Annotated in this window: 15 protein-coding genes; all 15 read left to right on the top strand. The window is 38.1% G+C overall.

The features are described from left to right. Positions 1-3: 3 nt before the first annotated feature. Positions 4-1,185 carry an NADH-ubiquinone oxidoreductase-F iron-sulfur binding region domain-containing protein gene (locus tag OM075_RS06920; protein ID WP_301189761.1) on the top strand — a complete coding sequence of 394 codons (1,182 nt, stop codon included), beginning with the start codon at positions 4-6 and terminating at the stop codon, positions 1,183-1,185. A 17-nt stretch (positions 1,186-1,202) separates the two neighbouring features. Beyond that, positions 1,203-2,990, top strand: a complete 1,788-nt coding sequence (locus OM075_RS06915; RefSeq protein ID WP_301189760.1) for an NADH-dependent [FeFe] hydrogenase, group A6 — start codon at positions 1,203-1,205, stop codon at positions 2,988-2,990. A 139-nt stretch (positions 2,991-3,129) separates the two neighbouring features. After that, positions 3,130-3,378 carry a (2Fe-2S) ferredoxin domain-containing protein gene (locus tag OM075_RS06910; RefSeq protein ID WP_301189759.1) on the top strand — a complete coding sequence of 83 codons (249 nt, stop codon included), beginning with the start codon at positions 3,130-3,132 and terminating at the stop codon, positions 3,376-3,378. Positions 3,379-3,390: 12 nt separating this feature from the next. Continuing rightward, entirely contained in the window at positions 3,391-5,244 is a 1,854-nt protein-coding gene (locus OM075_RS06905; protein WP_301189758.1) for a [Fe-Fe] hydrogenase large subunit C-terminal domain-containing protein, read from the top strand. Beyond that, the gene (locus tag OM075_RS06900; RefSeq protein ID WP_301189757.1) at positions 5,234-6,427 is read left to right on the top strand and encodes a SpoIIE family protein phosphatase; all 1,194 of its coding nucleotides are present in this window, start codon (positions 5,234-5,236) and stop codon (positions 6,425-6,427) included. The genes OM075_RS06905 and OM075_RS06900 overlap by 11 nt, the downstream gene beginning before the upstream one ends. Before the next feature lie 419 nt (positions 6,428-6,846). Further along, positions 6,847-7,191, top strand: coding sequence for a DRTGG domain-containing protein (locus tag OM075_RS06895; RefSeq protein ID WP_301189756.1), 345 nt, complete (start codon positions 6,847-6,849; stop codon positions 7,189-7,191). A gap of 7 nt (positions 7,192-7,198) precedes the next feature. Then, on the top strand, positions 7,199-7,609 hold the full coding sequence (locus tag OM075_RS06890; RefSeq protein ID WP_301189755.1) for an ATP-binding protein: 411 nt from the start codon (positions 7,199-7,201) through the stop codon (positions 7,607-7,609). Positions 7,610-7,621: 12 nt separating this feature from the next. Continuing rightward, on the top strand, positions 7,622-8,995 hold the full coding sequence (locus OM075_RS06885) for a [Fe-Fe] hydrogenase large subunit C-terminal domain-containing protein (protein ID WP_301189754.1): 1,374 nt from the start codon (positions 7,622-7,624) through the stop codon (positions 8,993-8,995). Further along, positions 8,982-9,317: a DRTGG domain-containing protein gene (locus OM075_RS06880; RefSeq protein ID WP_301189753.1), complete on the top strand. Its 336-nt coding sequence runs from the start codon at positions 8,982-8,984 to the stop codon at positions 9,315-9,317. Before OM075_RS06885 ends, OM075_RS06880 begins: the two co-directional genes overlap by 14 nt. Before the next feature lie 3 nt (positions 9,318-9,320). Continuing rightward, positions 9,321-10,073, top strand: a complete 753-nt coding sequence (locus OM075_RS06875) for a PHP domain-containing protein (RefSeq protein ID WP_301189752.1) — start codon at positions 9,321-9,323, stop codon at positions 10,071-10,073. 4 nt (positions 10,074-10,077) lie between these two features. Next, entirely contained in the window at positions 10,078-10,626 is a 549-nt protein-coding gene (locus tag OM075_RS06870) for an ATP-binding protein (protein ID WP_301189751.1), read from the top strand. Between the two features lie 63 nt (positions 10,627-10,689). Continuing rightward, positions 10,690-11,100: a (2Fe-2S) ferredoxin domain-containing protein gene (locus OM075_RS06865; protein ID WP_301189750.1), complete on the top strand. Its 411-nt coding sequence runs from the start codon at positions 10,690-10,692 to the stop codon at positions 11,098-11,100. Between the two features lie 9 nt (positions 11,101-11,109). After that, complete coding sequence (locus tag OM075_RS06860) at positions 11,110-12,903, top strand: NADH-quinone oxidoreductase subunit NuoF (RefSeq protein WP_301189749.1); 1,794 nt, start codon at positions 11,110-11,112, stop codon at positions 12,901-12,903. 20 nt (positions 12,904-12,923) lie between these two features. After that, positions 12,924-14,696, top strand: a complete 1,773-nt coding sequence (locus OM075_RS06855; protein ID WP_301189748.1) for an NADH-dependent [FeFe] hydrogenase, group A6 — start codon at positions 12,924-12,926, stop codon at positions 14,694-14,696. 91 nt (positions 14,697-14,787) lie between these two features. Beyond that, entirely contained in the window at positions 14,788-15,264 is a 477-nt protein-coding gene (locus OM075_RS06850) for an NADH-quinone oxidoreductase subunit NuoE family protein (protein ID WP_301189747.1), read from the top strand. Positions 15,265-16,106: the final 842 nt, after the last annotated feature.

Raw genomic sequence — 16,106 nt, 5'->3', positions numbered from 1 at the left:
GCTATGGCAAAGAAAAATCTACAAAGGTTAGACCTCATTTTTAAGAATGAGCAGGATGGAGAACAGATTCTTACAAAGACATTTAAAAGATCTAATCAGGATATTGTAAATGATCTGATCATATCAGGGTTGAAAGGAAGAGGAGGGGCCGGATATCCAACTGGTTTAAAATGGAAGTTAGCATCAGAAGCTGAGGGTGATTTTAAATATGTGATATGCAATGCAGATGAAGGGGAACCCGGAACATTTAAGGATCGTGAGATTTTGAGTCAGGTACCCGTAAAGGTTCTTATCGGGATGGCTGTTTGTGCAAAGGTGATTGGAGCGCATGAGGGGTATATTTATTTACGTGGTGAATATAAGTTTTTGGTAGAGCCGTTGACTGAGATAATTGATGATTTTCATGTATTGCTAAATAAAATTGGCTTTGATTTTAGAGTGAAGATATTTTTGGGTAGCGGAGCTTATATCTGTGGAGAAGAAAGTGCATTGTTTGAGAGTATGGAAGGCCATAGGGGAGAACCAAGAAATAAACCTCCGTTCCCAACTCAAGCTGGTTATCGTAAAATGCCTACCGTAATTAATAATGTAGAGACTCTGGCACATACTTATTCCATTTTTAAATATGGACCCGACAAGTTTAAGGATCTTGGGGTGCAGGATTCAAGAGGATCGAAAGTATTTAGCGTATCTGGCGATACTCCAATTCCCGGAATTTATGAACTTGAATTTGGTATGTCTCTCCAAAAATTTGTAGAAGACTTTGGAGATGGAGATGCTAAAGCTGTTCAGGTAGGAGGTGCTTCAGGATTTTGCGTTCCCAGAAAGAAATTTGAAAATACAAAAATAGGCTATCAGGGTAAATTAACCGGAGTATCATTACCAACCGGAGGTTCGATGATGATCTTTAACTCTTCAAGAAGTATGTATAATGTTTTGCATAATTACCTGGAGTTTTTTGTTGAAGAAAGTTGTGGTCAATGTACACCTTGTCGTGTTGGAACGCAACAGCTTTTATTGGGTATTGAAGCTGTTAAAAAGGGCGAAAAGTCTTCTGAATATTTAGAGAAGCTATTGGGTTTGGCCGAAAATATGAGAGTGACAGCAAAATGTGGTTTAGGTCAGTCCGTGGCCAATTCCTTTTCCTCAATTGTAGAGAACTTTAAAGAAGAAATGATTTATTAATCATAAAAGAATGAATGATGAGTAAAATAAACTTAACAATAGATCATATACAAGTTAGCGTTGATAAAGGCGCTACAATTCTTGAAGCGGCAAAAAAACTCAATATAAAAATTCCAACCTTGTGTTATCATGAAGATTTATGTGTAGCAGGTAATTGCCGGGTTTGTGTTGTGGAACAAATGGGAAGTGATCGTTTGGTTCCCTCATGTGCCACACCAGCTTCAGAAGGAATGGAAATTCTGACAAATAGCTTAAAAGTGCGTAATGCCCGTAAAAGTGTTATCGAATTATTGGTTTCGGAACACCGGGCAGAGTGCACCAGGTGTTATAAAAATGGAGTGTGTGAGTTACAACATTTATCTTCAGAATATTTAATTGGGGAAGATGGGTTAATTGATTTAGTGGCATTAAAGAATTATACGATTGACTATTTTTCTCCATCAATCATTAAAGATGATTCCAAATGCATTCGCTGTCAGCGTTGTGTACGTTCATGTGATCAGCTTCAGAATATAGGGGCATTATCTGTGGCCTATAAGGGTGAGAAAATGAAGATTGCTTCTTTCTTTGAAAAACCGATGTATGAAGTGGTTTGTACAAACTGTGGACAGTGTGTTAACCGTTGTCCAACAGGAGCATTGATTGAGCGTAATTATATAGATGAAGTTTGGTCGGCCATTAACAATCCACAAAAGCACTTGGTGGTTCAGACCGCTCCTGCAGTCCGGATTGCGCTGGGAGAAGCTCTAGGCATGGAATCAGGTAATATTGTTACCGGAAGAATGGTGGCTGCATTAAGACGTTTGGGATTTGATTCCGTTTTAGATACTGATTTTACTGCAGATTTAACAATCATTGAGGAAGGGAACGAACTACTTCAGCGTTTAAAAGGTGCTTTGGTTGATAAAGATCCGGAAGTAAAGTTACCAATGACAACCTCTTGTTCTCCCGGTTGGATCAAATACATCGAACATATGTATCCGCAGTTATTACCTAATGTTTCAACAGCCAAGTCGCCACAACAGATGTTTGGCGCATTGGTTAAAACCTACTATGCCAATAAAATTAAAGTTGATCCCGAAGACATCGTTTCTGTTTCAATAATGCCTTGTACTGCTAAAAAATACGAGGCTAATCGACCTGAAATGCATTCAAGTGGCTATAAAGATGTTGATTTGGTATTGACAACCCGAGAACTGGCCCGGATGATTGAACAGGCAGGGATCGATTTTAAAGCTTTGGAGAATGAAGAGTTTGATTCGTTCATGGGTGTTTCCAGTGGAGCTGCAGTTATTTTTGGAGCAACAGGTGGTGTAATGGAGGCAGCACTCAGAACAGCTTACGAGATTGTAACAGGAAGAGAAGTTCCGTTTGATGGATTGAATATCACTCCGGTCAGAGGCATGGATGAAGTAAAAGAGGCTGCCATTAAAATAGAAAATCCGTTACCGGAATGGAGTTTTCTGGATGGTGTAGAATTGAAGACTTGTGTTGCTCATGGATTGGCAAATGCTAAAAAAGTAATGGATAGTGTGGTCAATGGTAAAGCTCAATATCATTTTATTGAAATTATGGCCTGTCCCGGAGGTTGTTTAGGCGGTGGAGGACAACCAATTCCAACCAATATGGAAATTCGAAAAAGGAGAACAGAAGCCATTTACAGAGAAGATGAGGGTATGCCGATTCGAAAATCACATGAAAACCCAGAAGTGGTTAAACTCTATGAAGAATTTCTTAAAAAGCCTTTGGGTCATAAGTCACATGAATTATTACATACTACCTATACTCCCCGAAATAGATATTGATTGGATATACTAGTATAAGAAGGATTATTTGACTGTCTGCCCTTGTGCAGACAGTCATTTTTTGTATTTTGAACTTCTTGAAGAATGATACAGAATCAAGGGTCAAAAAATCATCGTGATTTTTAATTTTATTGAAACTATGCAAAACGAGCATTCAATTACCATATGTATGGGAAGTTCTTGCTTTTCGAGAGGAAATAAAGAAGTGTTGCCCATCGTTAAAAAATTTCTGGCGGAACATCAACTTGAAAAGTCGGTGTTTTTTAAAGGTGAATTATGTACAGGCAACTGCGAAAAAGGACCGATTTTAAAAATAGATGATGAAGAGTTCTCGTTAGTAACTCCTGATGGGATTTATGATATTCTGGCAAATTACTTTCATGTATAAAACGATTTGATAATGGCCCCACTAATAGAAGTAGATAAAGAGAAGTGTAATTTAAGTTTTACCTGCATCAGGGCTTGTCCTGCAAAGGCAATTAAAATTGCAGATAAGCATGCTAATATTATCAATAGTAAATGTATTGGTTGTGGAAATTGTGTGGTGGTTTGTGCACAAAATGCCATTAACTTCAGAAATGAGGAAACTGACGTAGAGCAATTACTAAAAGAAGAAGGAAGAGTTGCAGCAATCTGCGACCCGGCTTTATCCGGCGAATTTATCGATATATCTGATTACAGGAAATTTGTAGCCATGATAAGAGCCCTGGGGTTTGACTTGGTTGGAGAAGTTGCATTTGGTGTTGATCTGGTGGCACAAAAATATAAGGAGCTGTTGAAAAATTTTCAGGGAAAATATTATTTAACCACGCATTGTCCTCCGGTCAGGTCTTTTGTTGAGAAGTACCGACCTAACCTGGTTGATAATCTAGCTCCCATAGTTCCTCCATTTATTGCCATGTCAAAAGTGATGCGTAAGCGTTACGGAGAAGACATCAAAGTAGTTTATATCACCTCGTGTGTTTCGGCTAAAGATGATGTGAAAAGTTTTACAAAAACAGACGGCAGAGTAGATGCAGTAATTACATTTACGGAGTTGCGTCAGTTGTTTAAAAACTATAATGTGACAGAATCATCCGTTGAGTTTAGTGATTTTGATCCGCCTGTAGGTAGAAAAGGAGGCTTATATCCCATTAGTCACGGATTATGGCAGGCTGTTGATATGTCGCAGGATTTACTGGAGAGTAGTGTCATTTCAGCAGATGGAAGAAATGATTTTATTAGTTCTTTAAAAGAGTTTGCAGAGGTGAGTAACCTGAGGCAGCATATCGATTTATACTATTGTGAGGGATGTTCCATGGGGCCAGGAATGACTCAGGGGGGAAAAAAATTTACACGGCAATCTGATATTGTACGGTATGTTGAAAAGCGATTGAAGGATATTGATTGTGATCAGTGGCGGGCTGATATGAAGGAATTTATCGAACTGGATCTTTCCCGTTCCTTTAAAATTACAGACAGGCGATTACCCAAACCCTCGGAAGAGGAAGTGAACAGAGTGTTACATGATATGGGTAAAAGTGATATAAGGGATCAATTAGGATGTGGGGCTTGTGGGTATCCATCGTGTAAAGAATTTGCTGTAGCTTATTGTCAGGGTCTAACAAATTTTGAAATGTGTTATTCCTATTCCATAAAGAGTCTTCATACTTATATCAATAAAGTACATTCATCAAATGAAAAACTAAAAAATACCAAAGAAGCATTACGGGAGAGTGAGGAACTGGCTCGCAAAGAAGGAAAGGCAGCTCAGGAAGCTGCTGATACCATGACTGCGATGTTAAACAAATTAAGAGCCGGCGTTGTAATGGTAGATGCCAATCTTAATATTATTGAATCCAACCAGAGTTTTGTAGAAATGATGGGAGAGGATGCCAGGCAACTTGATGAAGTGATTCCCGGATTAAAAGGGGCAGATATCAATACGCTTTTACCATTTGGTAAACTATTTTCAAGCGTATTGCAAACCGGGCAGGAAGTAAAAAACAGAGATATATCAGTTGGTGAAAATATTTTGAATGTATCCATTTTTGCCATCAAGAAACACAAAATAGTTGGTGGTATTATTCGTGATTTAACAGCTCCTGAAGTTCGTAAGGAAGAAATCATAAACAGAGCAAGGTCTGTTATCCGCGATAATTTGCAGACTGTTCAGCAGATTGCTTTTTTACTGGGAGAAAGTGCATCCAAAACAGAAAAGGTACTGAATTCAATTATTGAAGCACAAAAAATTGGGGATAGTCATGGAAGTTAAGGAACCTGATTTTTATTTGGATATCAACTGCAGTCAGAATAACCACAGAGGTGAATTCATTTGTGGTGATGTTTTTATTTCTCGTCGTATTAAAGAAGATGGCAGAACAATCGCTGTTTTGTCGGATGGGATGGGAAGTGGAGTAAAGGCCAACGTACTGGCAACACTGACTGCGTCAATGGCAGTTAACTTTACCATTGAGCATAAAGAGGTTCAAAAAACTGCAGAAATCATTATGAACACCCTTCCTGTGTGTAGTGTTCGTAAGGTGAGTTATTCTACTTTTACCATTATTGATGTGGAGGATGATGGTAGTACAACAATTGTTGAGTATGATAATCCCCGCTGTTTAATAATGCGTACACACCGGCCTTTTGATCCGGGTTGGGAAGAAATTATTTTAGATAGTCAAAAAAATAAAGGCAAGAAACTTTATACCTGCCACTTTAAGGCGCGAAAAGAAGACCGGATTTTCTTTTGGTCGGATGGAATTGTTCAATCCGGAATGGGATCAAAGACTTTACCATTTGGATGGGGAAGAGAAGCCGTTGAAAATTACGTGATTAAAAGTGTGAAAAACACACCCTTTATTTCAGCCTCAAAATTAACCCGGAAGATTGTAAATATGGCTTCGTTAAATGATGGAGGAAGTCCGCTTGATGATACTTCGTGTGGGATTATATATTTAAGAGAACCCCGAAAATTACTCTTTGTAACAGGACCTCCGTACGATGAAGAAAAAGATGCTGATTTCTCTCTGAAAGTTCAACAGTTTGGAGGTAAGAAGATTGTTAGTGGCGGAACTACAGCCGAAATAATAGCCAGGGAGCTGGGACTTAAATTTGCCGCAAGTTTAGAGATGTTAGATCCGGATTTGCCTCCGGCTGCTCAAATGGAAGGTATTGATCTGGTAACAGAAGGCATTTTAACCCTGGGAAAAGTTGTGAGAGTTCTTGAGCACTTTGAAAAAGACCAGTCCTTAGGTCGGGGACCAGCGCATCAGGTTGTAAAAATGTTTTTAGAGAGTGATCAGATTCACATCATCAACGGAACAAGAATTAATGTAGCCCATCAGGATCCTAACCTTCCTGTTGAATTGGAAATCAGGCGATCTGTAGTAAAAAGAATCGCTGCTTTGTTAGAGGACAAGTTTCTGAAAGAAGTTTCAATTGAGTACATATAATTTATATCGTTTCAAAATAAATAAATATAAGTATAACAAAGGTTTGAGATGTTGATGTGTTCATGTTTTGAATAGTGTGTAAGGTGTTGAAGATTAGATGTGTGATTGTTGATGGACGTTGGCCTGTTTTCGTATATTATTCATATTGGGTTGAAAATTTAATTTAAATCTTTTTATAGTTTATTTAGATTGTTTATGTATTGCGATTAAGCTATGTTTCAGCTTTTTTTTTTCATCTGATACATTGTATTTTGCAGGTTAATTCTTGAAAAATTTCTTTAATTGAATTTCTCAGGATTGTTTTATATGAATTAAGCTGAATTGTTAAATGAAATAAGCCCCCAAAGTATGTTATCAACATAGCGGGTGATTGTTTTTTTTGCGTATTACATTTAATCAATGAAGAATATTATACACACATGAAAATTAGCGAGATTATTAAAGTTCTGAATGCATCAATTGCATGCGGAGAAGCTTATATCGAAACGAATATTGAGCGTGGTTTTGCCAGTGATCTGATGAGTGATGTTCTTACTCTGGACACTGATAAAATGATATTGATTACGGGTCTTGCTAATATGCAAACCATCAGGACTGTGGAGATGGCTGATGTGCAATGTATCCTGTTTGTAAGAAATAAGCAGATATCTGAAGATATGTTGAAACTGGCTCAGGAGCATAATATGGTTTTGCTTCAATGTAAATATTCAATGTTTAATGCGGTAGGAAAGCTATATCAGGCTGGATTAGAACCCGTTTATTAGTTGTGCAATGGAATTTGTTTACGAAGTAGAAGGCGGAGATTTTACAAAGGCAGGAAATGCTTCAAGTGCAGTTAAAAAAACACTGAAGCAATTAAATGTTAACCCAAAAGTAGTAAAGAGAATTGTTGTTGCTCTTTATGAAGCAGAGGTTAATATTGTGGCACATGCCTATAATGGAACCATCAAAGTAACCATTAATTCAGAGCATATTCATATAGTTTTGGATGATAAAGGTCCAGGAATTCCTGATATTGATTTAGCTATGCAGGAAGGTTATTCTACAGCTTCTTCAAAAGTCAGGGAAATGGGTTTTGGAGCTGGAATGGGACTTCCGAATATGAAGAAAAATGTGGACGAATTAAATGTCAGCAGCGAGGTGGATAAAGGTACAACAGTAGAAATGATAACTTATTTATAAGATAGCGGGTTAATGGGAAAGCAGCAAATATATCATGCCTTAAAGGTTGACACAGATATTTGTTACGGTTGTACACACTGTATGAATGTATGTCCTACTGATGCAATACGCATCAATGATGGGAATGCATTAATACTAAAGAAGCGTTGTATCGATTGTGGAGAGTGCTTAAAAGTTTGTCCGGTTGATGCTATCTATGTAGAACAGGATGACCTTGAAAAAATATTTGATTACGAATGCCGTGTTGCATTAGTACCTGCTGTATTTACAGGACAATTCCCTACGCAAATTACCGAAGAGGAGATTTTCAGCGAAATGAAAGAGTTGGGATTTACCCATGTTTTTCAGGCTGAGTATATGGTAGATGTCATCAATAATCTGATGAATGAGCAGATAGATCAAAGTGAAGAAAAACCATTGATCTCAACATTTTGTCCTGCTGTAGTACGATTGATTCAGGTTAAATTTCCTTCGCTAATTGATAATATTGCGTCTGTAAAACCTCCGGTGGATGCATCGGCAGCTTTTTACAAAAAAATGCTGAGTAATCAAGGCATTCCAACCGATCAGATAGGTATATTCTATATTACACCATGTGCGGCTAAAATTGCAGCCATTAAAGGGTTTGGTCAAAATACAAACGATATGATTAATGGTGTAATCAATATGAGTTATATATCCAATAAACTCTATCATAAAATTAAAAACAGGAAAGATTCTCTCAAGGATTTACCTGTTTTACCTCACTTGTCGAGTAAAGCCATGAAGTGGAGTTTATCGCATGGTGAAGCTGAACACATGCAAGGTCGTACGCTTTCAGTTGATGAAATTCATAATGTAATTGAGTTTCTGGAAATGCTGGAGAATGATGATATACCCGAAGTGGATTTTCTTGAATTAAGAGCTTGTGATCAGGGATGTGCAGGTGGCGCTTTATTACAGGGAAACCGGTTTTTAACTGTGGAACGGATTAAGATACGTGCCAGTCAGCTTGAGAATGAGATTGAAGGAGATGAGTTGAAGGACCATAAAGATATTCTTCAGGATAAAGATTTATTTATCACAAAAATAGACCCGCTTCCGGCTATGTCATTGGATCAGGATTTTTCTGAAGCATTGAAAAAGATGGAGCGAATTCGTAACTTAATGTGTTATTTGCCCGGAATAGATTGCGGAGCTTGCGGGTCGCCCAGTTGCCAGTCATTGGCAGAAGATATTGTTCAACGAAAAGCAAACCTGTCTAATTGTGTTTTTATGCAGCGTATGATGGAGAAGAACAGAAAATTAAGTAGTGAACATGCCACAAGGATTATAGAAAAAACCTGGGGTAAACAACGATTAGATAAGGACTGTAGAAAAAAAGGAGCAAAAAATGAAGGTATGTGATTTAGTGGAAAAGCTAAACCTAAAGGTTTTTTGTGGTGAACAAGGAATAAATAATGAAGTAGTAGGAGCCTACACTTCAGACTTGCTTAGTGATGTAATGGGAAATGTGGATGAGGGACAAGTATGGATAACCTTGCAAACGCATAGAAACATTATGGCTATTGCCTCTTTAAAAGAGGTGGCTGCAATTATTCTGGTAAAGGGCTACAAGCCTGAGAAAGCAGCAATAGAACAAAGTAACGAGGAGGGAATTCCGATTTTAGGAACTGACATGGAAACGTTTGAAGCCTCGGGTACTTTATTTCAGTTATTAAATGGTTAAAAAATGAAAGCATTCAGGGCTGATTTACATATTCATACGGTTCTTTCGCCATGCGGAAGTTTAGAAATGAGTCCTGAGCAAATTATTCAATCGGCTAAAGAAAAAGATCTGGATATTATTGGTATTGCTGATCACAATAGTACCAGGCAAAGTCGGTTAATAAAAGAGATTGGAAAACAAAACGATGTATTTGTACTTTGCGGAGCAGAGGTAAACACAAAAGAAGAAGTTCATTGTCTGGCATTTTTTGAAACAGATGAACAGCTTGATGAATTTCAGGATTATTTAGATCAGCATTTGCCTTATATTCAAAATAAACCTGAACTTTTTGGCGATCAGGTTTGGGTTGATGCAGAAGGTAATATTTTAGGAGAAGAGGATCGGCTGTTAATAGTTGGATTAGATCAGTCGATTGATGAGGTAGCCGATAAAGTTGAAGCTTTAAATGGGATTTTTATTCCGGCTCATGTTGACAGGCCGAGATATAGTGTCAGTAGTCAGCTTGGATTTATTTCTCCTGATTTAAAGGTGTCAGCACTTGAAGTAAGCCGTATAGCCAACTTAAAAGAGGTGTTGGAAAGGTATAGCTGGATAAAGAATTATCCGGTTCTCACAAACTCAGATGCTCATGTACCTGAGGATATAGGTGCAGGTTACTCCACTTTTTTGCTGGAAGCACCAGGTTTTAATGAGATAAAGAAAGCCCTGCATAATGAAGATGGGCGTAAAATAATAAGTATCAGTTTAAAGTTTTGATGTAATGCGAGATATAGCGATGCACATACTTGATATAATTGGTAATTCAGTTCGGGCAAAGGCCACGCTGATAGAAGTATCTGTGATTGAAAAATCAAAAGATGATAAACTTGTTTTAATCGTAAAGGACAACGGTTGTGGAATGGATGATAAGATGATTGCCAATGCATTGGATCCATTCTTTACTTCAAGGAAAACAAGAAAAGTAGGACTGGGAATTCCTCTTCTTCAGCAAAATGCTCAGTTATCGGACGGAGCTTTAATCATCAAATCAAAGATTGGTGAAGGCACAACGCTTGAAGCAACCTTTGTGCGATCGCACATAGACAGACCACCACTTGGGGATTTACCCTCAACAATCAGCCTTATGATATCCGGAAACCCTTCGGTAGAATTTGTTTATACCCATGTTCTGGATAAAGAACAGTTTGTGTTGGACAGCAGGGAAATTAAGCAAATATTAGAAGGAGTGGATATTACCCAACCCAATGTAGTCCGGTTTTTAACACAAATGGTTGATGAAAATCTGACAGAAATAGGAGTGGAGCTATAGAGCCCCTTAAAAATCACATCTAAAATCTAAAGAAAACTATTTACAAACTATAATAAACGCAAAATGGCAAAAGTTAAAACCTTAGAGGATCTCAAAAAGATGAGGGATCAGCTTCAGTCCAGGCTGACCCTTCGCGAAAAAAGTGATCATCCTGAAAGAATGGTTCAGATTAAGGTTTCAATGGCAACCTGTGGAATAGCCTCAGGTGCTAAAGAAACCATGAATTATCTGATTGAGGAATTAGATAATCGTTCTATTGACGCTGTTGTGACGCAAACCGGTTGTATGGGATACTGTCATTCAGAACCTACAATTGAAGTACATATTCCGGGATTTGATCCTGTGGTATATGGACATGTGGATACAAAAAAAGCTGATGAAATCATCACCAAACATATTATTGGAGGTGAATTGGTTGATGGAATTATTCCAGTCAGTTACACAACTGCAAATGAAGACGATAACGAAAACTAATTTTGAATCATGACCAAGTATAATAGTCACATTTTGGTTTGTGGAGGAACAGGATGTCGTGCCTCGCAAGGTGAAGAAATTGTAGAAAACTTAAAGCAGGCGGTTGTTGATAACAGCCTGGAGAATGAAATTCAAGTGGTTCGAACAGGATGTTTTGGATTCTGTGAAAAGGGACCAATTGTAAAAATGATCCCCGATAATACATTTTACGTTCAGGTAAAACCTGAGGATGCCGGAGAGATTATCTCAGAGCATATTGTAAAAGGTAGAAAAGTAGAACGCTTGTTATATACCGATCCGGAAAAGAATGAGCATATAACTGATTCAAAACATATGGGTTTTTATAAGAAACAGATTCGTATTGCATTACGAAATTGTGGCTTCATTAATCCTGAAAATGTGGATGAATATGTGGCTCGAGAAGGATACGCTGCATTGGGAAAAGTATTAACAGAGATGACTCCTGAAGAGGCCATTAAAATCATTAAAGATTCAGGCCTTAGAGGTAGAGGAGGCGGTGGTTTCCCAACAGGATTAAAATGGGAGATTACACATAATGTTGAAGGAAAAGAGAAATATGTGGTATGTAATGCCGATGAGGGTGATCCCGGAGCATTTATGGATCGCTCTATTCTTGAAGGTGATCCGCATTCAGTACTTGAAGCAATGGCTATTTGCGGATATTGTATTGGTGGAAATCATGGTTTAATTTACATACGTGCAGAATATCCTTTGGCTATTGAGCGCTTAAAAATTGCAATTGATCAGGCCAGAGAATTAGGTGTTTTAGGTAAAGATATTTTCGGAACCGGTTTTGATTTTGATGTTGAATTGCGTTATGGTGCAGGAGCCTTTGTTTGTGGTGAGGAAACATCGTTAATTCATTCTATGGAAGGATTAAGAGGTGAGCCAACTGTTAAACCACCATTCCCATCGGTAAGTGGTTACAAGGGAAAGCCTACCAACGTAAATAACGTGGAAACACTAGCAAATATCCCGGTAATTATAAATAATGGTGCGGAGTGGTTTAGCGCCATCGGAACTGAAAAAAGCAAAGGAACAAAAGTTTTTGCTTTAGCAGGAAAGATCAATAATGTGGGATTGATTGAAGTGCCAATGGGTATTACTTTACGTGAGGTAATATTTGATATTGGTGGTGGAATTAAGGATGGTAAGAAATTTAAGGCTGTTCAAACCGGAGGTCCTTCCGGAGGTTGTTTAACCGAAAAGCATCTTGATATTCCGATTGATTACGATAATCTGTTGGCCTGTGGATCTATGATGGGATCTGGAGGTATGATTGTTATGGATGAAGATGACTGTATGGTTTCGGTTGCTAAATTCTATCTGGATTTTACGGTAGAGGAATCATGTGGTAAGTGTGCACCTTGTAGAATTGGTAATAAGCGTTTGTATGAGATGCTGGATAAAATTACCAAAGGAAATGCTACTGAAGAAGATTTGGGTATTTTACGTAACCTGGGTAATGTAATTAAGGATACTTCGCTGTGTGGTTTAGGTCAAACTTCTCCAAACCCGGTATTGTCAACCATGGATAATTTCCCGGAGGAATATCTGGCGCATGTTAAGGAAGGCAAATGTCCGGCTGGTCAGTGTAAAGACCTGATGGAGTATGTGATTAATCCGGATACATGTGTGGGATGTACCTTATGTTCACGGGTTTGTCCGGTTGATGCTATTTCAGGAGATAAAAAGCAGCCTCATGTTATCGATACAGCTGTTTGTATCAAGTGTGGAGCCTGTATGGAGAAATGTAAATTTAATGCGATCAGCATCCAGTAATCTTTAAAGTTCATAAAACAATGGATATTGTAAAATTAAATATAGATAACAAATCTGTAGTCGTTGAAAAAGGTACTACGTTGTTAGAAGCGGCAAAGTCTGTGGGTGTTGAGATTCCTACGCTTTGTCATATGAAACTGCACGATATGAATTACGAAAACAATCCGGGAGGTTGTCGTATTTGTGTGGTTGAGGTTGAAGGACGAAGAAATTTAGCTCCGGCATGTAAAACAGAGTGTTCGGAGGGAATGAATATTAATACGCATTCATTACGAGTTGTTAATGCCCGTCGTACCGTGATGGAGTTGATTCTTTCAGATCATCCTGCGGAGTGTTTAACATGTGTGAAGAACGGAAATTGTGAGCTTCAAACCATGGCTCAGAAACTAGGTATCCGTGAAATTCCTTTTGAAGGAGAGCAATCTCATTATAAGGAAGATAAATCACCATCAATCATTCGCGATATGGATAAATGTATCATGTGTCGCAGATGTGAAATGGCATGTAACGAAATTCAGACAGTGGGTTGTTTGTCGGCTATTAATCGTGGTTTTGAGTCGGTTGTTTCTCCTGCATTTGAAATGGATTTAGAAAAGTCAACCTGTACTTATTGCGGTCAGTGTGTAGCTGTTTGTCCTACCGGAGCTCTTTCCGAAGTGGATAACACTCGCAAGGTAATTGCTGCATTGGTTGATCCCTCAAAAACTGTGATTGTTCAAACTGCTCCTGCGGTAAGAGCTGCTTTAGGTGAAGAGTTTGGATTGGAACCGGGAACACTGGTTACAGGAAAAATGGCGTCTGCACTTCGTAAAATTGGTTTTGATAAGGTGTTTGATACTGATTTTGCTGCCGATCTTACCATTATGGAAGAGGGAACAGAATTGTTGGGTCGTTTACAAAAGCATCTGGATGGTGATGAAAATGTAAAGCTTCCTATTTTAACATCGTGTTGTCCGGGATGGGTGAACTTCTTTGAAAGTAACTTTCCTGATATGTTAGATGTTCCTTCAACGGCAAAATCTCCTCAGCAAATGTTCGGAGCCATAGCAAAATCGTATTTGGCAGAACAAATGGGCATCAAACGTGAGGATATGGTTGTGGTTTCAATCATGCCATGTTTAGCTAAAAAATATGAGTCGCAGCGACCAGAGTTTGCCGTAGATGGTAATCCTGATGTGGACTTCTCTATTACTACCCGTGAGTTGGCACAAATGATTAAAGGTGCCAATATTAACTTTGAAGAGCTGGATGATGAGGATTTTGATAATCCAATGGGTGAATCAACCGGTGCTGGTGTTATCTTTGCAAACACAGGTGGAGTAATTGAAGCAGCTGTACGTACTGCTTACGAAGTTTATACTAAAAAATCATTGTCGAAGGTTGATTTTAAGGAGTTGAGAGGATTTGACGGTATTCGTGCGGCAACAATTGATTTTGATGGATTACCTTTGAGAATTGGAATTGCACATGGCTTGGGTAATGCACGTAAGTTGTTGGAGGATGTACAAGCCGGAAGATCAGAGTTTCATGCCATTGAAATTATGGCTTGTCCTGGCGGATGTATTGGTGGTGCTGGTCAGCCATATCACCATGGCGATACCTCAATTCTTAAGAAAAGAGCTGCTGCTATTTATCGTGAGGATGAAGGCAAAGCGCTTCGTAAGTCACACGAAAATCCATTTATTGTTAAGTTATACGATGAATTTTTGGGTGAGCCTTGTGGTGAATTGTCACATAAATTGCTTCATACGCATTATTTTGATAAGAAAAATAAGGTTGAATTGAATCCGTAACTTTAGTTATACGCGTTGATAACGAATAATGATAAGTTCTGGTGAAATCTGTCAGATAAATGAAAAATAAAATTAATAACGACTAACAGTTATGGCCGAAATAAAATTAGCTGAAAGTAAGGTTCAGGAATTAAAAGAAGTTTGCAAAAAGTTTAATTACGATAAAAGCGAATTAATAAATGTATTGCATGCAGCTCAGGGAATCTTCGGATATCTGCCTGCTGAAGTACAGGAAGTGGTGGCGGAGCAACTAAATGTAAATATTGCTCATGTTTATGGTGTAGTTACCTTCTACTCATTTTTTACCATGACACCCAAAGGAGAGCATCCTATTTCAATATGTATGGGTACAGCGTGCTATGTGCGTGGTGCCGAAAAAGTATTGGATGAGTTTAAACGCTTACTGGATGTTAAAGTTGGAGAAACAACTCCCGATGGTAAGTTTTCTGTAAGCAGCTTACGTTGTGTTGGCGCATGCGGCTTAGCACCTGTTGTTACAGTAGGTGAAAAAGTTTACGGTAGAGTAGCTCCTGAAGATGTAAAAGATATACTTGCTGAGTATAAGTAAAATATTGTTTTTACATGATGTTGAAGGCTGTCCCTGGTTTAAGGACAGCCTTTTTTTGTTTAAAACAATTCCTCTGTTATTTGCGGATAGGGAATTGCAGGCAGGTAAAGTCGTCTTCAAGTGATAGTGGTCAAATCTATAATGGTAGCCATGTTCTCTAAATTGATGAATAAGGTCAATCAAGTGTTAAAAATGAACACAGAGGTATTGAGACACTGAGTTTATTAAAAAAAAATCATTAAATCCGTAAGGATTTACCTCTGTGAACTACTTGATAATTATCTAATAATGGAGTTTGATTACTGCTCTTTTTCTAATTTAGATGAGTGATGTATATAATACGCTCTCTACCTTTGTGTCTCAGTATCATTCTTTTTTTCAACTATTGATTCACATAAAAAAGTGATCTGTAATGGATGTAAACACATTTAATTTTTGCCGATAAATCTAGTATTGGTTACAAAGACCTTCGTAAAGGTTGCAAAAGCCTTCGGACCTGAATCATTGACAGGTCGCACTGCCTCAATGACAGTTTCACGTGATGGGATAGCACTCGCATCGCTTACAAAGCGTTTCGGACCTGAATCAATGTCATGTTACACTGCCTCAATGACAGTTGACACTGCTTCAATGTCAGTTGACACTGCCTCAATGACAGTTTACATTGGTTGCGAATATATTTACATTAAAAGGGAAGAGGTTAACATAGGCCGGATGATCCATATTTACTACGAAACAACCATTTTTATTGAGAGTGTTCAAAACTTTGTGTCATAATAGATTAAAAAGAAAATAACTTTGCCTCATGACAAAAGAATTTGATTACAAAAAGTTTAAAGAAG

Source organism: Plebeiibacterium sediminum (genome assembly GCF_026013605.1).
In the GTDB taxonomy this organism is placed as follows: Bacteria; Bacteroidota; Bacteroidia; order Bacteroidales; family Marinilabiliaceae; genus Saccharicrinis; species Saccharicrinis sediminus.
This window is presented reverse-complemented; position numbering and strand designations above follow the sequence as displayed.

Bases quoted from the DNA above. Each gene is read 5' to 3' on its own strand.
- OM075_RS06895 (WP_301189756.1), top strand. From the start codon at position 6,847: ATGAAAATTAGCGAGATTATTAAAGTTCTGAATGCATCAATTGCATGC.
- OM075_RS06880 (WP_301189753.1), top strand. From the start codon at position 8,982: ATGAAGGTATGTGATTTAGTGGAAAAGCTAAACCTAAAGGTTTTTTGT.
- OM075_RS06870 (WP_301189751.1), top strand. From the start codon at position 10,078: ATGCGAGATATAGCGATGCACATACTTGATATAATTGGTAATTCAGTT.
- OM075_RS06890 (WP_301189755.1), top strand. From the start codon at position 7,199: ATGGAATTTGTTTACGAAGTAGAAGGCGGAGATTTTACAAAGGCAGGA.
- OM075_RS06900 (WP_301189757.1), top strand. From the start codon at position 5,234: ATGGAAGTTAAGGAACCTGATTTTTATTTGGATATCAACTGCAGTCAG.
- OM075_RS06920 (WP_301189761.1), top strand. From the start codon at position 4: ATGGCAAAGAAAAATCTACAAAGGTTAGACCTCATTTTTAAGAATGAG.
- OM075_RS06875 (WP_301189752.1), top strand. From the start codon at position 9,321: ATGAAAGCATTCAGGGCTGATTTACATATTCATACGGTTCTTTCGCCA.
- OM075_RS06915 (WP_301189760.1), top strand. From the start codon at position 1,203: ATGAGTAAAATAAACTTAACAATAGATCATATACAAGTTAGCGTTGAT.
- OM075_RS06860 (WP_301189749.1), top strand. From the start codon at position 11,110: ATGACCAAGTATAATAGTCACATTTTGGTTTGTGGAGGAACAGGATGT.
- OM075_RS06905 (WP_301189758.1), top strand. From the start codon at position 3,391: ATGGCCCCACTAATAGAAGTAGATAAAGAGAAGTGTAATTTAAGTTTT.
- OM075_RS06885 (WP_301189754.1), top strand. From the start codon at position 7,622: ATGGGAAAGCAGCAAATATATCATGCCTTAAAGGTTGACACAGATATT.
- OM075_RS06855 (WP_301189748.1), top strand. From the start codon at position 12,924: ATGGATATTGTAAAATTAAATATAGATAACAAATCTGTAGTCGTTGAA.
- OM075_RS06850 (WP_301189747.1), top strand. From the start codon at position 14,788: ATGGCCGAAATAAAATTAGCTGAAAGTAAGGTTCAGGAATTAAAAGAA.
- OM075_RS06865 (WP_301189750.1), top strand. From the start codon at position 10,690: ATGGCAAAAGTTAAAACCTTAGAGGATCTCAAAAAGATGAGGGATCAG.
- OM075_RS06910 (WP_301189759.1), top strand. From the start codon at position 3,130: ATGCAAAACGAGCATTCAATTACCATATGTATGGGAAGTTCTTGCTTT.